At 72.0% G+C, this 18,092-nt stretch carries 15 protein-coding genes; 13 read left to right on the plus strand and 2 right to left on the minus strand.

Translation table 11 applies throughout. The annotated features are described in order from the left end of the window. Positions 1-3: 3 nt before the first annotated feature. Together OHA72_RS08710 and OHA72_RS08715 are read right to left on the minus strand one after the other, a co-directional pair. On the minus strand, positions 4-1,335 hold the full coding sequence (locus OHA72_RS08710; RefSeq protein WP_327007319.1) for a hypothetical protein: 1,332 nt from the start codon (positions 1,333-1,335) through the stop codon (positions 4-6). Next, positions 1,332-2,483, minus strand: coding sequence for a glycosyltransferase family 4 protein (locus OHA72_RS08715; RefSeq protein ID WP_327007320.1), 1,152 nt, complete (start codon positions 2,481-2,483; stop codon positions 1,332-1,334). The genes OHA72_RS08710 and OHA72_RS08715 overlap by 4 nt, the downstream gene beginning before the upstream one ends. 34 nt (positions 2,484-2,517) lie before the next feature. Here OHA72_RS08715 and OHA72_RS08720 point away from each other — a divergent pair, with 34 nt between their 5' ends. The 13 genes from OHA72_RS08720 (at position 2,518) to OHA72_RS08780 (ending at position 17,951) form a co-directional block, all read left to right on the plus strand. Continuing rightward, on the plus strand, positions 2,518-3,378 hold the full coding sequence (locus tag OHA72_RS08720; protein ID WP_327007321.1) for an Fpg/Nei family DNA glycosylase: 861 nt from the start codon (positions 2,518-2,520) through the stop codon (positions 3,376-3,378). Between the two features lie 4 nt (positions 3,379-3,382). Further along, positions 3,383-4,813 (plus strand): DUF2142 domain-containing protein, encoded by a 1,431-nt coding sequence (locus OHA72_RS08725; RefSeq protein WP_327007322.1) that lies wholly within the window; start codon positions 3,383-3,385, stop codon positions 4,811-4,813. 199 nt (positions 4,814-5,012) lie between these two features. After that, positions 5,013-6,524 carry a sugar transferase gene (locus tag OHA72_RS08730; protein ID WP_327007323.1) on the plus strand — a complete coding sequence of 504 codons (1,512 nt, stop codon included), beginning with the start codon at positions 5,013-5,015 and terminating at the stop codon, positions 6,522-6,524. Positions 6,525-6,871: 347 nt separating this feature from the next. Beyond that, positions 6,872-8,059: a sensor histidine kinase gene (locus tag OHA72_RS08735; protein ID WP_327007324.1), complete on the plus strand. Its 1,188-nt coding sequence runs from the start codon at positions 6,872-6,874 to the stop codon at positions 8,057-8,059. After that, positions 8,056-8,862, plus strand: a complete 807-nt coding sequence (locus OHA72_RS08740) for a LytR/AlgR family response regulator transcription factor (protein WP_327007325.1) — start codon at positions 8,056-8,058, stop codon at positions 8,860-8,862. Before OHA72_RS08735 ends, OHA72_RS08740 begins: the two co-directional genes overlap by 4 nt. Positions 8,863-8,925: 63 nt before the next feature. Beyond that, entirely contained in the window at positions 8,926-9,630 is a 705-nt protein-coding gene (locus OHA72_RS08745; RefSeq protein ID WP_327007326.1) for a response regulator transcription factor, read from the plus strand. Then, the gene (locus OHA72_RS08750; RefSeq protein ID WP_327007327.1) at positions 9,627-10,646 is read left to right on the plus strand and encodes a HAMP domain-containing sensor histidine kinase; all 1,020 of its coding nucleotides are present in this window, start codon (positions 9,627-9,629) and stop codon (positions 10,644-10,646) included. The genes OHA72_RS08745 and OHA72_RS08750 overlap by 4 nt, the downstream gene beginning before the upstream one ends. Positions 10,647-11,104: 458 nt before the next feature. Beyond that, positions 11,105-12,655, plus strand: a complete 1,551-nt coding sequence (locus OHA72_RS08755; protein WP_327007328.1) for a DUF4153 domain-containing protein — start codon at positions 11,105-11,107, stop codon at positions 12,653-12,655. An 82-nt stretch (positions 12,656-12,737) separates the two neighbouring features. Beyond that, positions 12,738-13,124 (plus strand): hypothetical protein, encoded by a 387-nt coding sequence (locus OHA72_RS08760; protein ID WP_327007329.1) that lies wholly within the window; start codon positions 12,738-12,740, stop codon positions 13,122-13,124. Then, the gene (locus tag OHA72_RS08765; RefSeq protein WP_327007330.1) at positions 13,121-14,818 is read left to right on the plus strand and encodes a sodium/solute symporter; all 1,698 of its coding nucleotides are present in this window, start codon (positions 13,121-13,123) and stop codon (positions 14,816-14,818) included. Before OHA72_RS08760 ends, OHA72_RS08765 begins: the two co-directional genes overlap by 4 nt. A 51-nt stretch (positions 14,819-14,869) precedes the next feature. After that, positions 14,870-15,634, plus strand: coding sequence for an ABC transporter ATP-binding protein (locus tag OHA72_RS08770; RefSeq protein WP_327007331.1), 765 nt, complete (start codon positions 14,870-14,872; stop codon positions 15,632-15,634). After that, entirely contained in the window at positions 15,625-17,424 is a 1,800-nt protein-coding gene (locus tag OHA72_RS08775) for an ABC transporter permease (RefSeq protein ID WP_327007332.1), read from the plus strand. The genes OHA72_RS08770 and OHA72_RS08775 overlap by 10 nt, the downstream gene beginning before the upstream one ends. Next, positions 17,322-17,951: a flavin reductase family protein gene (locus tag OHA72_RS08780; protein ID WP_442788542.1), complete on the plus strand. Its 630-nt coding sequence runs from the start codon at positions 17,322-17,324 to the stop codon at positions 17,949-17,951. The genes OHA72_RS08775 and OHA72_RS08780 overlap by 103 nt, the downstream gene beginning before the upstream one ends. The last annotated feature ends 141 nt before the right edge of the window (positions 17,952-18,092 follow it).

Raw genomic sequence — 18,092 nt, forward strand, 5'->3', positions numbered from 1 at the left:
AGCTCAGCGCGCAGCGGTGGGCGACCTCAGCAGCAGGGCGGCCTCGCCGGCGAGCAGCAGCAGCCACAGCGTGCCGCCGGTGCCACCGATCAGCCACTCGTTGGTGATCATCGTGAGCAGCGCGCCGGGCAGCAGCACCATCAGCCACGGCTCGGCGTCCCGGCGGCGCCGCCACACGTTCCACAGCAGCAGGCCGAGGCCGGCGAGGAAGGCGGCGACGCCGGCCACGCCGGCCTTGCGCAGCGCGGCGATCGGCGCGTTGTCGACGGTCAGCTTGATGTCGGCGCCGCTGCTGGCCCGGTAGACGGTGGCCCGCGCGTCGCGGGTGTTGCCGAGCAACTTCTCGGGAAGGCTGTCGTGCCGCCAGTCCGTCGCGACCTGCCGCCACGTCTCGACCCGGCCGCTGCTGACCCCGGCGTCATCGCCGTACCGCTCCTTGATCAGGAACGACGGGCCGTTGGCCAGGAGCACGATCGCGAGCGCGGCGGCGGGGACGAGCGCCTGGCGCCGGCCGTACCAGAGGAACACCAGCGTCGCGGTCAGCATGAGCAGGAAGCCGGTGCGGGAGTCACTGGTGCACAGGATCAGCGCGGCCGTCGCGACCGATCCGATGCGCTGCCAGGCGGCCAGGCCCGCGTCGGCGCCGATCCGGATCGCGGCGAGGGCGGCGATGCACGCCATCGCGTTCGGGTGGTCCAGCAGCCAGGACGCGCCCCAGAACCGGTACTCGAAGCCGCGCCCCCACGGGGTGTCCGGCACGACGTGCGGCAGGGTGAAGAGGTTGCCGGAGCCGGCCAGCAGCAGCACCGCGACCGTGCCGAGGAACGCGACCGCGATCCCGAGCGTCAGCCGCGCGAACGAGCCCCGGAACGCGAACACAGCCAGGACGACAAGTCCGAAATATCCGGCATAGGCGATGCGTTGGGCTGCGATCTCGGGCTTCATCACCAGTACCGCGCCCAGCGCCCCGATGATCAGGTAGGAGACGCCGAGCCATGCGGCGCCGGACCGCAGCGCGACGGGCGAGAACGGTCGGCACCACGCCAGCAGCAGCAGGCCCGACAGCAGCAGCAGGGTCCACACGACGATGCCGGTGTTGGTGTACGTCCAGCTCAGCACACCCTGCACCGCGAACACCCCGCCGAGGACCAGCCCCCGCGGGTCCGTCGCGGGCACCAGGGACACGGTGAGCACCCCGACAGCACCCGCGATCAGACCGGCGACCAGCGCCAGGACGGCGTCGCGGTAGCTGTCGTCGACGACCAGCTCGACCGCGCCGGCGATCAGGCCGACGGCCACGATCCCGGCGACCGCCCAGCCGGCCCGCGCCGTCACCGCAGGACGCTGCGGTAGACGTCGATCAGGCGCTGCGTGAGCACGTCGGGGGAGAAGTGCTCCTCGTAGCGCCGCCGCGCCGCCGGTGCGAGCCCGGCCGCTTCGCCGTGCGCCTTCGCCAGGCCGTCGGCGAGCGCGTCCGGGGCCGGCTCGACGACCCAGCCCGCGTCGCCGGCCAGGAACGGCAGGCCGCCCCGGTCGGTCACCAGCACGGGCCGGCCGGCGCACAGCGCTTCGAGCACGATCGTCGGCAGCACGTCGTGCCAGGTGGAGGCGGCGATCACGCACGCCGCCGCGCCGAGCTGCGCCCGCACCTCGGTGTTCGGGAGAACCCCCAAATACGAAATATCCGATCTGTCGGCCGCGGCGGCCTCGGCGAGGGGGCGCAACGGGCCGTCGCCGATGATCCGCAGCGGGCCGAGCGCGCCGTCCGGGTGCCGCCGCCACGCGTCCAGGACCAGCTCCAGGCCCTTCTCGGGGGACAGTCGCGCCGCGTAGAGGAACCCCTCACCCGGCGCCGTGGCCGCTCCCGTGTCCGGGATGCCGTTGGGCTTGACGGTGATCCGCTCGTCCGGGATACCGAAGTCACGCAGATGCTCCGCGATCCGGTCGGTGAGCGCGACGAACCGGTCCACCCCGCGCCACGTGCCGCGGTGCACCGCCAGGGTCGCCGCCATGACCGCCGACTGGGCCTTCGAACCCCGGTAGCAGGCATGCTGGATGGCCGGCAACGCGAACGCCTTGCCCCGGCACTCCGTGCAGATGTGCCCGTCGCGGAAGTACAGCCCGGGCGCGCAGACCTGCCGGTAGTTGTGCACGGTGTGCACGACCGGCACGTTGTGCGCGTGCGCGGTGCGCACCACCCACGGCGACAGCAGCGGATAGGCGTTGTGCAGGTGCAGCACATCCGGCTTTTCCGCTTTTATCAGCTTTTCCAGGGCACGCTGCGAGTCGCCGTTACGGATCGGCGACAGCGGCAGCAGCACCTTCTGCGCGGTCGAGAACGTGCCGATCTCGTCGGAGCTGCGCAGGAACGGCAGCACCGACACCCCGGCCGTGGACAGTTGCGCGATCTCGGCGTCGACGATGACGTTCTCACCGGACGGTGCGCCGGACGCGTAGCGATTGTGCGCGACAACGACCTTCATGACGGCAAAAGCGTACTTGAGGCAGACTGTACGAGTGCCCGAGCTTCCCGAGGTCGAAGCGCTCGCCGCGTTCCTCCGCGACCGCGCGGTCGGCCACGCGATCGAACGCGTCGAGGTCCCCTCGCTCAGCGCGTTGAAGACCTTCGACCCGCCGGTCACCGCCGCGACGGGTCTGACCCTGACCGGCGCGTCGCGACACGGCAAGTTCCTCGACATCCACGTCGGCGACGACCTGCACCTCGTCACCCACCTCGCCCGCGCCGGCTGGCTGCACTACCGCGAGACGTTCAACGCCAAGACCCCGCTGAAGCCGGGCTCTGGCCCGATCGCGGTGCGGGTGCGCCTGGACGACGAGTCCGGCTTCGACCTCACCGAGGCCGGCACGAAGAAGAGCCTGGCCGCCTACTTCGTCACCGACCCCCGGCTCGTCCCCGGCATCGCCCGCCTCGGCCCGGACGTCCTCGCCGTCACCACCGACGAGTTCGCCGCCGCGATCCGCAGCCGCAAAGGCCAGATCAAGGGCGTGATCACCGACCAGACCGTGATCGCCGGCGTCGGCAACGCGTATTCGGACGAGATCCTGCACGCCGCGAAGATGTCCCCGTTCGCGCTCACCAGCCGCATCACCGACGAGACGATGGCGGCCCTGCACGCCGCGACCCGCGCCGTGCTCACCGACGCCGTCACCCGCTCCGTCGGGCAGAAGGCGGCGACCCTGAAGTCCGAGAAACGCTCCGGGCTCGCCGTGCACGCCCGCACCGGCCTGCCCTGCCCCGTCTGCGGCGACACCGTCCGGGAGGTCTCCTTCGCCGACACGTCGCTGCAGTACTGCCCGACCTGCCAGACCGGCGGCAAGCCCTTGGCCGACCGCCGGCTGTCGAAGCTCGTACGCTGACCCGGTGCGCCGTGCCTACCTGATCGCATTCGTCGGCTTCTTCCTGCTCGGCGCTGCGTGGGCGCTCGCGCTACCGGTCAACGGCACCTACGACGAGAAGCAGCACCTCGTGCGGGCCTGGGCCGTGTGGACCGGCCAGTGGCTGCCGCACGACCGCGCCGTGGACGCAAGCGGCATCGAGACCAACGCGTTCACCGGCCCCCGCAGCCTCCTGCCCGCCGACGCCGACTGCACGTGGATCGACAAACCTGCCTATAAGCCGGCCTCCTGCCTGATCGACACCGACGACCGCTCCTCGGTGCTCGTCCCCAGCGCCGCCGCCCGGTACAGCCCCGTCTACTACGCGCTGGTCGGCCTGCCGCTGCGGATCTCACCCGACGGCACCGGCCTGATCTGGGCGCGGCTGCTGTCCGCGGCGCTGTCGGCGCTGCTGCTCGCCGCCGCGTTCGCCCTCGCCGGCCCGGGCCTGCTGCGCGCCGCGGTGGTGCTCGCCGCCACCCCGATGGCCATGAACCTCGACGGCGCGATCAACCCCAACGGCATGGAGATCAGCGCCGCGGTACTGCTCTACGTCGCGCTGCTGCGCAAGCACTGGCCGGCGGCCGGGGTGGCGGCGGCGCTGCTGCTCACGGTCAGGGACCTCGGGCCGCTCTTCGCCGTGGGTGTACTGGCGGTGGCGCTGTTCGTGACCGGCTCCTGGGTCCGCTCCCGGGCGTTCTGGCTGCCGTTCGCCGGCGGGGCCGCGTTCGCGGTCGTCTGGGCCCTCGTCGCGTCCCGGACCGACGCCGTCGACCCGGGCAGGCCCATCGCCGCCACCTCCACCGGTGCGATCCTGCGTGACGTCGCCGACAACCGCGCCGAGTTCTGGGTGCGGCAGATCATCGGCCAGTTCGGCTACGGCGAGACCACGGTCTCCCTCGGCATGATCGGGCTCTGGTACCTCCTGGTCGCCGCCCTCGTCGTGCCCGCGCTGTGGTTCGGCACCACGCGGCTGCGCATGGGCATCGGCGCCGTCGCCGTGGCCTCCGTGGCCCTGCTGCTCGCCCTGGAGCTGTACTTCGCACCCAAGGTCGGCCACTTCGCCCACGGCCGGTACGTGATGCCCCTCGGCGTCGGCGTGGTGCTCCTCGCGGGGCTAGCGGACCGTTACGCAGCGTGGCTGTCGGACCGTGGCTGGCTCAACCGGCTGGCCGTCGGCCTGGTCGCCGTGACGGTCCCCCTCGATCTGTACGCCCTGGCCCGGGTCATGACCCGCTTCCAGCGCGGAATCAACGAAGGGCTGAACCCGACAGGGGGAACATGGCAACCGCCGCTGGGCAGCGTCTTGCCCCTTCTGACGTGTTTGGTGGGTGGTGCGCTACTCGGGGTGATTGTCACGCGGAGTTCTGTCCGGCCCACGCCAGTGCACTCGACAGCCAACACGTTGAGCAACTAGTCTCGGCCGGTCGTCGTCGGTTGCCCAAGCCAACATGGGACACTTCTCGCGTGCGATCGGGTGTCCTCGTAGCCAGCAACCACATCCCACCCGGTCGAGCAGTTGAGCGCCCTGATCCCCGGATCGTGGTGCGAGAGGACACACTCAGGTGACCGCTAGTCTCCAACGTCCGGCCACCCCGCCGAGCCGGAGATCGACCTTGGGTGAGCTTGACAGCTTCGAGATTCTTCCCGAACACGCGCTCACCCCGCTCGGCCCCAACGGCGTGCCGCGCTCCGGCTGGCAACGCGCCCGGCGGGCATCCCGCTGGCACCGCCCCTATGCGGCGATCCTGCTGCTGCTGGACACCAGCGCCTGCGTCCTGGCCAGCCTCGTCGCCCGGACCTTCCTCGACGACAAGACCAACCAGATCTTCGAGAAGAACCCCGGCCTGTGGACCCTGATGACGTTCGGGCTCCTGCCGGCCGTGTGGCTGCTCGTCCTGTGGGGTCACGGCGCCTACGACCGCCGGTATCTCGGCACCGGCACCGACGAGTTCAAGCGGGTCGTCCGCGCCTCATGGACGGTCGTGGCCATCGTCGCGTTCGCCGCGTTCTCCACCAAGACCCAGGTGTCCCGCACCTCCGTCGGCGCGGCCCTGGTCGGCGGCCTGCTGTTCGTGCTCGTCCTGCGATATCTCGCCCGGCGCGCGCTGCAGTTCGTCCGGACCCGCTTCAACCTCGCGGTCCACCGGATGCTGCTCGTCGGCACCCTGCAGGAAGCACTCGAGGTCCACCAGGCCATCGCCCGCGACCCCGCGGCAGGGCTCGTCCCCGTCGGCATCCACCTCATAGAGGGGTACGCGCCACGCCCGAGCGCCGTCACCCCCGTGCCCGTGCACGCCGGCCGCGACATCCTCTCCCTCGTCCGCGAGCTCAACGCCGACACGATCGCCGTCTGCGGCTCCGCCAGCGCCGAACCGCTCGAACTGCGCCGCCTCGCGTGGCAGCTGGAAGGCACCGGCATCGACCTTGCCGTCGCCCCCCAGCTCACCGACATCGCCGGCCCCCGCGTGCACATCCGCCCGATCGAAGGCATCCCGCTGCTGTACGTCGAGGAGCCCAAGCTCTCCGGCCTCGGCTGGCTGTTCAAGAACGTGATCGACCGGACCCTCGCCCTGATCGCGCTGCTCCTCGTGCTGCCGTTCTTCCCGATCGTGGCGCTCGCCATCAAGCTGTCCGACCCGGGGCCGATCTTCTTCCGCCAGCCCCGCATCGGCCGCGAAGGCAAGATGTTCAAGGTCTGGAAGCTGCGGACCATGTATGTCGACGCCGAGGAACGCCAGGCCACCCTCGACGACCAGAACGAGAGCGACGGCCTGCTCTTCAAGATGAAGAACGACCCGCGGGTCTTCAAGGTCGGCAAGTGGCTGCGCGCCACCTCGATCGACGAGCTCCCGCAGATCCTGAACGTCCTGTCCGGCGAGATGTCCCTGGTCGGCCCGCGCCCGCTGCCCGCCGACGACGGCGACTTCCTCGGCGACGTCCGCCGCCGCCTGCTGGTCCGCCCCGGCATCACCGGCCTGTGGCAGGTCAGCGGCCGCAGCGACCTGTCCTGGGACGACGCGGTCCGCCTCGACCTCTACTACGTCGACAACTGGTCCCTGGTCCTGGACCTGCACACCCTGTGGCGCACCATCGGCGTCGTCTTCTTCCGCAAGGGCGCCTACTGACCACTCGCCTCGGGCGCGCGCGTGCCCGGGGCGAGCGCTCGAAGCTCTGTGCCAGCTCGAAGCTCTGTGCCAGCGGGCCTCGCACCGGAGATTGCCTGGTCACCCGGCCTCAAGACCGCCGCTGGCACGCTGCGTGACGAGGCATAAGCGGGATACAGGGGCGATTTTTTCGCAGGGTGTAGGTTGAGGAGAATCCGTGCCGCCTCGACGTGGTGGCGCACCGACCGGACCGACGCGATTCCGCCGATCTGTCCTGCATCCCTTGATCGGTCCGGCCGGCGTGGCCCGCTGCGGTCGCGATCGCGCTGGACCTGTCCTGCACCGCCCGGGTGGTCCAGGATGAGCGCGTGGGTGGAAACCTCGCCGCTGGGATCGCGGTTGCCGGGCTGGCGGTGGCGCTCGCCGTCGCCGTGTGGGCCGTCATCCGGCTGCGGTCACGGCGGGCGATCGCGACCGCCGCGCAGCGGGCCACGTATGACGTCCTGCACATCGCGGCCCTCGCCGCCGAGCCGCTGCGCAACGGGCTCACGGACACCGCCGCCGGCAAGGCCGTGCGGCACCTGCGGACGCTGACCGGCGCCGCCGGGATCGCGGTCACCGACGCGACGAGGGTGCTCGCGTTCGACGGGGCGGGGGAGCACCACCGGGAGCAGGTGGCCGGTGCCGCCGCGAAGGCCGTCATCGCGGGACGGTCCACGGTGCTCGGCGCCGAGGAGCTGCCCTGCGACCTGGTCGACTGCCCCGTGCGCGGCGCCGTGGTCGTGCCGCTCGCACAGCGGGAAGGTGCCCTCGTCGCGCTGTCGGACGGGCCGCCGGCGCCGGGGCTGGTGCAGGCGACCGCGGAGACCGCGCGGTGGGTCGGCACGCAGCTGGCGCTGGCCGAGCTGGACACGTCGCGGGCGCGGCTGGCGCGGGCCGAGGTCAGGGCGCTGCGGGCGCAGATCAGCCCGCACTTCATCTACAACGCACTCACCGCGATCGCGAGTTTCGTGCGGACCGACCCCGAGCTGGCCCGCGAGCTGATCCTGGAGTTCGCCGAGTTCACCCGGTACTCGTTCCGCGCGCACGGCGAGTTCACCACGCTCGCCGAGGAACTGCGGTCCATCGACCGGTACCTGACCATCGAGCGGGCCCGGTTCGGCGAGCGGCTGCAGGTGCGGCTGCAGATCGCCCCCGAGGTGCTGCCCGTGACGCTGCCGTTCCTGTGCCTGCAGCCGCTGGTCGAGAACGCGGTCCGGCACGGGTTGTCCCGCAAGCCCGGGATGGGCACGATCAGCATTGTGGCCAGGGACGCCGGCGCCGAATGTCACATCACCGTCGAGGACGACGGGGTGGGGATGGACCCTGCCGTGCTGCTGAGCGCCGACGACACCACCGACGCGGGGCAGCACGTCGGGTTGCGCAACGTCGATGAGCGGCTACGGTCGGTTTTTGGCGACGGGTTCGGCGTCGTGGTCGAGACGGCTCCCGACGCGGGCACAAAGGTGAGCATGCGGGTCCCCAAGTTCCACCCAGGCGTGCGGAGCAGCCAATGAACACGAACACAGGCGCCACCAGAAGCGTCGTCCAGGAGCACGTGCAGCAGACAGGGTTCCTGCGCGTCCTCGCCGTCGACGACGAGGTCCCGGCGCTCGACGAGCTGGCGTACCTGCTGCGCGCCGACCCCCGCGTCGGGCGGCTGCACACCGCCGGCGACGCGACCGAGGCGTTGCGGGTCCTGCGCGACATCGACGTCGACGCCGTCTTCCTCGACATCCGCATGCCCGGGCTCGACGGGATGGAGCTCGCCAGGGTCCTGGGCCGGTTCGCGAAGCCGCCCGCCGTGGTGTTCGTGACCGCGTACGACGACCGCGCCGCCGAGGCGTTCGACCTCGGTGTCGCCGACTACGTGCGCAAACCGGTCCGCGCCGACCGGATCGCCGAGTCGCTGCGCCGGGTCCTGGCCACCCGGCTGGTCCCAGCGCACCCCGCGGTCGCCGGCCGCCGCGACCGGCAGGACGACCCGACGATCCCGGTGGAGCTGGCCGGCACGACGCGGATGCTGCCCCGGTCGTCGGTGCGATGGGTCGAGGCGCAGGGTGACTACGCCAGGCTGCACACCGCCGACGCCTCCCACCTGGTACGGGTCTCGCTGGCGACGCTGGCCGAGCGCTGGGCGGACGCAGGGTTCGTGCGGGTGCACCGCTCGTTCCTCGTCCAGCTGAAGCTCATCACCGAGCTGCGGATGACCAACACGGGCTACGTGGTGGTGATCGACGACCACGAGCTGCCGGTGAGCCGGCGGCACACCCGGGAGCTCAAGGACCGGCTGGTACGCGCCGCCAAAAGCTGGTCGTAGGTCTTCACGACTTCCACACATCACGCACCGTTGCCCCTCGCATCTACCCAATACGCTGCTGGCATGACCGGAGCGGGCACGGGGGAACGGCGCAGGGTCCTCGTCGTCGACGACGAGCGGATGATCGCCGAGTCGATCGCGGCGCGGCTGCGCGCCGAGGGGTTCGCCGTCGACCAGGCACACGACGGTCCGTCGGCCGTCGCCGCCGCCCGGCTGCTGCGCCCGGACCTGGTCGTGCTGGACGTGATGCTGCCCGGGTTCGACGGCCTGGAGGTGTGCCGGCGCATCCAGGCGGAGCGACCCGTTGCCGTGCTCATGCTCACCGCCCGTGACGACGAGACCGACATGCTCGTCGGGTTGGCGGTCGGCGCCGACGACTACATCACCAAGCCGTTCTCGATGCGGGAGCTCGCCGCCCGGGTGCATGTGCTGCTGCGGCGGCTGGAGCGGCTCGCGCAGGCCCAGCCGGAGCCGGACGCCGCGCCGATCGTCCTCGGCGACCTCGAGATCAACCGGGCGCAGCGGCGGGTCAGCCGCGCCGGCGTCGAGGCGCACCTGACGCCGACCGAGTTCGACCTGCTGGTCAACCTCGCGACCCGCCCGCGGACGGTGCTGCCGCGGGAGCGGCTCCTCGCGGAGGTGTGGGGCTGGGCCGACGCGTCCGGCACGCGGACCGTCGACAGCCACATCAAGGCGCTGCGCCGCAAGCTCGGTTCCGACCTGATCAGAACCGTCCACGGGGTCGGGTACGCACTGGAGACCACATGAAGAACTTCCTCGACCTGCTGCCCCGCCCGCTCGACCCGTTGCGTTCGATCAAGCTCAAGCTCGCCGTCCTGCTCGTGGCCTCCGCCGGCGCCGGCCTCGCCGTCTTCTGGATCGGTATCGGCTGGATCCCGCCGACGACGACGGAGATCGCCCTGACCGTCGGCCTGCTCACCTCCCAGGTCCTCGCCCGTGGCGTGACGTCGCCGCTGCGGGACATGACCGCCGCCGCGCAGGCGATGTCCCGCGGCGACTACTCCGCCCGGGTCCGGGCCACGTCGAAGGACGAGGTCGGGCAGCTCGCCGTCGCGTTCAACCAGATGGCCGCCGAGCTCGCCGCCGCCGACCAGCAGCGCCGCGAACTGATCGCCAACGTCTCCCACGAGCTGCGCACCCCGATCTCCGCCGTGCAGGCGGTGCTGGAGAACGTCGTCGACGGCGTCGTCCAGCCCGACCAGGCGACGCTTCGCACCGCGCTCGCTCAGACCGAACGCCTCGGCCGGCTCGTCACCGAGCTGCTCGACCTGTCCCGCCTCGACGCCGGCGTCATCCCGCTGGACCGCGAGGACTTCCGCGTCGAGGACCTCCTCATCGAGGTCGTCGCCGAGGCGGAGGTCAAGGCGTCCGCGGCCGGCTACAAGGTTGAATACCTGTCCTGCGCCTTCCCGGAGAACGCCCTGGTCAGCGCCGACCGGGCGCGGCTGCACCACGTCCTGACCAACCTGGTCGACAACGCCACCCGGCACAGCCCCGACGGCGGGACCGTCACGATCATCGGCCGCCGCGACGGCGACCAGGTGATGATCGAGGTCGCCGACGAGGGGCCCGGCATCCCGCACGCGGAGCGCGAGCGGGTGTTCGAGCGGTTCACCCGCGGCGCCCGCGCGTCCGGCGGCGGCACCGGGCTCGGGCTGGCGATCGCGCAGTGGTTCATCCAGCTGCACAACGGCACGATCGCGGTCATCGAGCAGCCGGATGGCATGGCAGGATGTCGCATCCGGGTCACCCTGCCCGTCTGATCCAAGCGTCTTCAGTACGTGTCCGGCGCGCCGCCGGACGCGCGGTTCCTCATACCCCGGAGTCCGATATGTCGACCCTCGAACCCTCCGACGGGCCACAGCAGCCGGCCACCGCCGCGCCGCCGGCACCACAGCCACCACCGCAGGGCGAACCCGAGAGACCGGATGGCGCGGCACCGGCCGGGTCCGGACAACCGGCCGGGTCCGCACGGGCCGCCGAGCCCACGAAGCCGGCCGAGCCGGAAGTGACCGAGCAGTCGGCGGCGTCTGCGGTACCGCTTCAGTCCGCGCCGCCCGCACACCCTGCGGTACCGCAGCCGAACGGTGCCACCCCGCCGAACCTGTGGAAGCCGCCGCAGCAGCCACCGGCGCCGCGCCCGCCGCAGCCAGGGCACCCGGGCCAGCCGGGACAGCAGTCCAGGCCGCAGGGTGCGCCCGGCACCGCCGGCCAGCCCCCGGTGCCGGCCTATCCATCGCAGCCGCACGGCACCAACCCGGCCCTGATCAGCCCGATCAGGCTCGGCCCGCCGAACCCGACGCTGTTCCAGCGGCGCTGGCCGCAGCGCAGCACCGCCGCCGGCCCGGACGTGCTCATCGGCGCGCTGGTCGCCGCCGTCGTCGCGGCCGCCGCCCTGCCGCTGGACCGCCCCGGGATCGGCTGGCCGATCGCCGGTCTCGGGCTCGTCGGCGCCCTGCTCGTCGTCATCCTCCGCATGGACCCGAAGCAGCGCGGTACCAGCGCGATCGAGGCGACGTGCTGGAGCGCCGCGACCGTCGCGCTGCTGTCCGTGGGGGTGTTCCGGGCCGCCGGCTGGCTGTTCGTGCTGTGCGTCCTGGCCGCGTTCGGCAGCGTCGCGCTCGCCGTCGGCGCGGGCCGGCGGGTCCCGGCCGTCTTCATGGCGGTGCTGAACCTGCCGCTGGCCGGGTTCCGGTCGCTGCCGTGGGTCCGCTGGGGCCTCGCCAGGGCGCGGGCCAAGGAGGGCGCGTCCGGTGCGTCGCGGGTCCTCGCCTCGGTCGGCCTCGGCCTGCTGCTGCTCGTGGTGTTCGGGGCCCTGTTCGCCAGCGCCGACGCCGCGTTCGACCGGATCGTGCAGGCGATCCTGCCGGAGTTCTCGTTCGGCACGCCGTTCCGGTGGCTGTTCGTCGGCACGATCTTCGCGTTCCTGACGTTCGGCGGGGCGTACCTGCTGCACAGCCCGTCCACGGTCGGCGACGGCAGGCCGAGCCGCCCCCGCACGGTGCGCTGGTACGAGTGGGTCGTCCCCGTCGGCGCCGTCCTCGCCGTCTTCGGGATCTTCGTCGGCGTGCAGGTCGCGGTCCTGTTCGGCGACCGGGACTACGTCATGCGCACCGCCGGGCTCACGTTCGCCGACTACGCCCGCAAGGGCTTCTGGCAGCTGCTCGTCGTCACCCTGCTCACGCTCGTCGTGATCGCGGTGACGGTCCGGAAGGCGGCGCGTGAGACGCCCCGCGAGCGGCTGCTGCTGCGCGTGCTGCTCGGGCTGCTGTCCGCCGGCGCGCTTGTCGTCGTGATCTCCGCGCTGTGGCGGATGGACGTGTACGAGCAGGCGTACGGCTTCACCCGCCTGCGGGTCCTGGTCAGCGCGTTCGAACTGTGGCTCGGCGGCATCATCGTGCTGATCATGGTGGCCGGGGTCGTGCCGGTGACGCGGTGGCTGCCGCGGACCGCGGTGGCCCTGTGGGTGATCACTCTGCTGGGGCTCGCGGTGCTCAACCCGGACCGGTTCATCGCCGAGCAGAACGTCGCCCGGTATGCAAACCACAACAACACCGACATCTGGTACCTGTCGACGCTGTCCGCCGACGCGGCCCCGGCGCTCGACAAGCTGCCGGCGGGCGCCCGCGAGTGCGCCCTGTCGGAGATCTCCCGCGACGTCCACGACGCCGACGACTGGCGAGGGTGGAACCTCGGCCGGTCCGAGGCCCGCAAGATCGTGCCCCAGCGGGTGACGTCGGGGAGTTTCCCCTGCTACCGGAGCTACCGGTAACCACAGACGCGAGGGGCCGACGTTCAAACGGGGGACGTCGGCCCCTTGCGTTTGTTTCGTGGCGGTTGCGAGACTGCCGTCCATGGAGCCACCTGCCCCGCGGGTCCGCGTGGTGCTCGGTGACGTCGCCCGCGCCCCGATCGATCCCGCTCGCACCCGCGCCGAGCTCGAAGAGCAGAGCCCGGTCGGTGCGGCGCTCGCCCGCGGTCTCGTCCGCGCGCAGCTGGCGGTGGCGGTGCGGCTCGCCGCGGTGGTCGCCGTCGGGCTCGGCGGGCTGCCGCTGCTGTTCGCCGCCGCTCCCGCGCTCGGCCGGGCGCACCTGTTCGGGGTGTCGGTGCCGTGGCTGCTGCTCGGTGTGGCCGCCTACCCGTTCCTGTTCGTCGTCGGGTACGCCTACGTGCGGCTCGCCGAACGCAACGAGCAGGAGTTCGTCGCGCTGGTCGAGGACAGGTCCCAGCACCAGTCATGAATCATTACGCCCTGCCGGCGGTCATCGCGGTAACGCTGGTCACCGTCGGCATCGGCCTCTACGGGCTGCGGTTCGCGCGGACCACCTCGGACTTCCTCGTCGCGTCGCGGATGGTCAGCCCGACCTGGAACGCGGCGGCGATCAGCGGCGAATACCTGTCCGCCGCGAGCTTTCTCGGCGTCGCCGGGCTGGTGCTCAAGCACGGCGTCGACGTGCTGTGGTATCCGGTCGGGTTCGCCGCCGGCTATCTGGCGCTGCTGCTGTTCGTGGCCGCCCCCCTGCGCCGCTCCGGCGCGTTCACCCTGCCGGACTTCTGCGAGGTCAGGCTCCGCTCGAAGCGGCTGCGGAAGCTGGCCACCGCGTTCGTCATGTTCATCGGCTGGCTGTACCTCGTGCCGCAGCTGCAGGGCGCCGGGCTGACGCTGCAGACGGTGACCGGCGCGCCGTACGCGCTCGGTGCGCTGCTCGTCGGCGTCGTCGTCACCCTCAACGTCGCGCTCGGCGGGATGCGCTCGATCACGTTCGTGCAGGCCTTCCAGTACTGGCTGAAACTGACCGCCCTGGCGGTGCCGTTCGTCTTCCTGCTCATGCAGTGGCAGTCCGACGGCCGCCCGGCGCTGACCGCCCCTGACGGCCCGACGTTCCCGGTCGCGACGACCGTCACCGTGGATCACGCGACGCGGCTGACCGTCACCACGCAGACACTGGTCGTCGCGCACGGCCGACTGGACGGGGCGGCCGTCGACGGTGCCGTGGTGCTCACCGTCGGCGAGCACGTCGCGGACACCGACACCGCCATCGAGTTCCAGGCCGCCGCGCCGGTACCGAAGGTCGCCGCCGTGTCCGAGGACTCCCCGAAGGACTGGCTGCTGCCCGGCGACCGCTCCCAGGGGCTGTTCGCGACCTACTCGCTGATCCTCGCCACGTTCCTCGGCACGATGGGGCTGCCGCACGTCCTGGTCCGCTTCTACACCAACGCCGACGGGGCCGCCGCCCGGCGCACCACGCTCGTCGTCCTGGGTCTCGTCGGCGTCTTCTACCTGACCCCGACCCTGTACGGGGTGCTCGGCCGCGTGTACACACCGCAACTGCTCATGACCGGCAACACCGACGCCGTGGTGCTCCTGCTGCCGTCCGCGGCGCTGGGCGGCGGGCTCACCGGCCAGCTGCTCAGCGCGCTGGTCGCCGCGGGTGCGTTCGCCGCGTTCCTGTCCGCCTCGTCGGGGCTGCTCACCAGCGTCGCCGGGGTCCTGTCCACCGACGTGCTCGGGCACGGCTCCGTCCGCGACTTCCGCCGCTCCGCGCTGGTCGCCGGGGTGGTGCCGCTGCTGCTGGCCCTGTTCGTCGCGAGCCTCGACGTGTCGCAGGTCGTCGGGCTGGCGTTCGCCGTCGCCGCGTCCAGCTTCTGCCCGCTGCTGGTCCTCGGCATCTGGTGGCGCGGCCTGACCGGGGTGGGCGCGGCGGCGGGCATCGTGGTCGGCGGCGGCGCGGCCGCGTCCGCGGTGCTGCTCACGGTGCTCGGCGGCCCGCTGCCCGGCTGGCTGGGGGTGCTGACCACCCAGCCCGCGGCGTGGAGCGTGCCGCTGGCGTTCCTCGTCATGATCTCGGTGTCGTTGCTGACCAGGCACCGCTTGCCGAAGGACCTCGGAGCGATCATGCTTCGCCTGCACGCGCCGGACGCGCTGCGGATGTGAGTGCTTTTGTCGGGGGATGCGGTGGATGCGAGCGTGACCTACGGTGCAACTGTGACGGACAGCGGGCCTGGCTCCGCTCTCGCGCTGCGGGGGCTCACCAAACGCTTCGACAGCAAGGTCGCGGTCGCCGGCGTCGACCTCGACGTGCCGACAGGGTCGTTCTTCGGCCTGCTCGGCCCCAACGGCGCCGGCAAGACGACGTCGCTGTCCATGGCGGTGGGGCTGCTGCGCCCCGACGCCGGGCACGCATATGTCCTCGGTCATGACGTCTGGTCCGACCCGGTCGAGGCCAAGCGCCGCCTGGGCGCGCTGACCGACTCGGCCCGCATGTTCGACCGGCTCACCGGCAGTGAGCTGCTCGCGTACACGGGGCTGCTGCGGGGCCTGCCGCAGGACGTCATCGACGCCCGCGCCGCGGAGCTGCTCGACGTGCTCGGTCTCGCCGACGCCGGCCGGACCCTGGTCGTGGACTACTCCGCCGGTATGAAGAAGAAGATCGGCCTGGCCTGCGCGCTGTTGCACGCGCCGCGGCTGCTGGTGCTCGACGAGCCCTTCGAGGCGGTCGACCCGGTCTCCGGCGCGCTGATCCGCGACATTCTCGTCCGGTACGTCCGAAACGGCGGCACGGTCATCTTCTCCAGTCACGTGATGGAGGTGGTGGAGCGGCTCTGCACCCACATCGCGATCCTCGCCGACGGCCAGATCAAGGTCGTCGGCACGACCGACCAGGTGAAGGGCGGCCGCGAGCTCGAGGACGTCTTCGTCGACGTCGTCGGGGGGCGGGTCGCGACCGGCGCGGAGCTGTCGTGGCTGTGACCCCTGGCGATCCGCCGCACATCCCTGCGCAGCGCCCGGCCGACCTCCCGGCAGCCGTCGTCCCCTCGCAGGTGGCGGCCCACGACGGCGGCGCCGGGATCTTCGCGCCGCGGCCCGAGCCGATCCGTGGCGGCGAGCCCAGGGTCGGCTACTTCGTCCGGCTGAAGCTTCGGATCTTGCGCAACACGATGCGGGGCAAGAAGTCCCGGATCTGGCTGTTCATCCTCGGCGTCTTCTTCGGCCTGTGGGCCGCGTTCATCGGGTTCGGCATGTTCGCCGGCAGCAGCGTCGTCGACGACGACCTGCGCCCGACGCTGGCCGCGTTCTGCGGCACCGCGCTGGTGCTGGCCTGGATCCTGATACCGCTGCTGTTCTTCGGGGTCGACGAGACCCTCGACCCGGCCAGGTTCTCGCTGCTGCCGGTGCCGCGCCGCACGCTGGTGCTCGGCATGCTCGCTGCCGCCGTCGTCGGCATCCCGCCTGCCGTCACGCTCCTCGCCGCGCTCGGGTCCACCGTCGGCGCGATCATCACGGGCGGCGTCGCGGCCGGCGTGGTCGCGGTTTTCGGCGCCGTCGTCGGCCTGGCCGTGTGCGTCGCCGCGAGCCGCGCCGTCACCAGCGCGTTCGCCGGGATGCTGCGCTCGCGCAAGGTCCGCGACCTGGCGGCACTGCTGATCGCCCTGGCCGGCATCTCCTGCAACCCGATCTTCCAGCTGGTGTTCGCCCTCGTCGAGAACGGCGAGTCGAAGCAGGCCACGACGATCGCCGGGGTCCTGTCCTGGACGCCGTTCGCCGCGCCGTTCGTCGCCTACGTCGACGCGATCGACGGCAACTGGCACCTCGTCGCGGCGCGCCTCGCGATCGGGGTCGCCGGTGTCGCCGCGCTGCTGTGGTGGTGGCTGCAGACCATCGAGTCGGCGATGCTCGGCACCGCGTCCAGCGGCGCGGCGAAGAAGGCCAAGGCCGTCGACGGCAAGCCGGTGCGGGCGTTCCTGCCGGGCATCCTGCGGTCGCTGCCGGCCGGCCGGTTCACCGGGCTCGTCGGCCGGGAGGTCCGGTACTGGTTCCGCGACCCGCGCCGCCGCGCCAGCCTCATCTCGCTGCTCGCCGCGTCCGTGGTCATCCCGTTCGCGTTCACGTTCGGCTTCGGCACCGGCTCCAGCTCCGACGAGCAGGAGGCGGCCCGGCAGAGCGCCGGCATGAGCGACGGCGCCCTGGTGTTCTCACTGCTGATCGCCGGCGCGTTCGTCGGGCTGGTCCTGGTCAACCAGTTCGGCAACGACGGCACCGCGTATGCGCTGCACATGCTTACCAACGTGCCCGGCCAGGTCGAGCTCGCGGCCCGCGCCATCGGCGTCGGCATCCTCACCTTCCCGCTGCTGGCCGTCGGCACCGTCGCCGTGTCGGTGCTCAGCGGCCACACCGATCAGCTGCCCGCCGCGCTCGGCGTCGGCCTGTGCGCGTTCGGCATCTCGGTCGGCGCCGCCGGCATCACGTCCGTGCTCGCGCCGTACCCGATGCCGGACAGCGCCAACCCGTTCGCGATGAACACGGGCCAGGGCAGCGCGAAGAGCATGCTGTCCTTCGTCACCATGTTCGCCACGTGGGCGCTCGCGTCGCCGGTGATGATCGCGTTCGTCCTGCTGCCCGACGGGTTGATCTGGCTGCTGCTGCCGGTCGGCATCGGGTGGGGGTTCACCCTGGCGTGGGTCGGCACGCGCATCGCCGGCAACCTCCTGGTGCGCCGCGCGCCGGAAGTCCTCGCCGCCGTCACACCGAAGCTGGGATGACCCGGACAATGGGCGGGGTGAGCATCCATGCATCGGACCCGTTCGCCACACCGGATGACCAGCGTTCGCCGCTGCGGCGGTTCCGTGGGCGCCTCCCGGCGGCGGTGGCGCTGTGGACGGCCGGCGTCGGATCCGCGGCGGCCGGGCTCACCGTGTCGTCGATGCTGGTCGCCGACGGGGATCCTGGGCGGGTCGTCGGGCTGGTCGACGACGAGAGCGACCTGTGGACGGCGATCGAGGCGACCGGCCGGTTCGCCGTCACGCCGCTCGCCGAGGGGGACAACCAGCTCGCCGAGCGGTTCGCCGGGCTGATGCCCGCACCCGGCGGGCTGTTCGCCACCGGCGACTGGGACCACACCGAGTTCGGTCCCGTCCCGCGCGGCTACCCGTGGGCCGGTTGCGGCCTCGACGGCGCCCGGGGGTTCGGCTGGTCGCTGCTCGTCGAGGCGACGATCCAGCGGGTCGACCTGGCGCAGACGGCGGCGAAGCCGCTGCTCCACCACAGGGGTCGGTACACCTCGATATAAACGCCGGTAAACGGTGTGACCCCTGTCACTGGGCGCACCGAACCTGCCGTTCAGCGCAGCGGTCCGCCGGGCCCCTCCAAGGATCTTCACGCCCACCCGGCGGGTTCCTACCGTGCGCCGTACCCACACCCCAAACGGCAG

The sequence above is a fragment of the Dactylosporangium sp. NBC_01737 genome (assembly GCF_035963215.1).
Classification (GTDB): Bacteria; Actinomycetota; Actinomycetes; order Mycobacteriales; family Micromonosporaceae; genus Dactylosporangium.

Bases quoted from the DNA above. Each gene is read 5' to 3' on its own strand.
- OHA72_RS08715 (WP_327007320.1), bottom strand. From the start codon at position 2,483: ATGAAGGTCGTTGTCGCGCACAATCGCTACGCGTCCGGCGCACCGTCC.
- OHA72_RS08740 (WP_327007325.1), top strand. From the start codon at position 8,056: ATGAACACGAACACAGGCGCCACCAGAAGCGTCGTCCAGGAGCACGTG.
- OHA72_RS08745 (WP_327007326.1), top strand. From the start codon at position 8,926: ATGACCGGAGCGGGCACGGGGGAACGGCGCAGGGTCCTCGTCGTCGAC.
- OHA72_RS08750 (WP_327007327.1), top strand. From the start codon at position 9,627: ATGAAGAACTTCCTCGACCTGCTGCCCCGCCCGCTCGACCCGTTGCGT.
- OHA72_RS08760 (WP_327007329.1), top strand. From the start codon at position 12,738: ATGGAGCCACCTGCCCCGCGGGTCCGCGTGGTGCTCGGTGACGTCGCC.
- OHA72_RS08765 (WP_327007330.1), top strand. From the start codon at position 13,121: ATGAATCATTACGCCCTGCCGGCGGTCATCGCGGTAACGCTGGTCACC.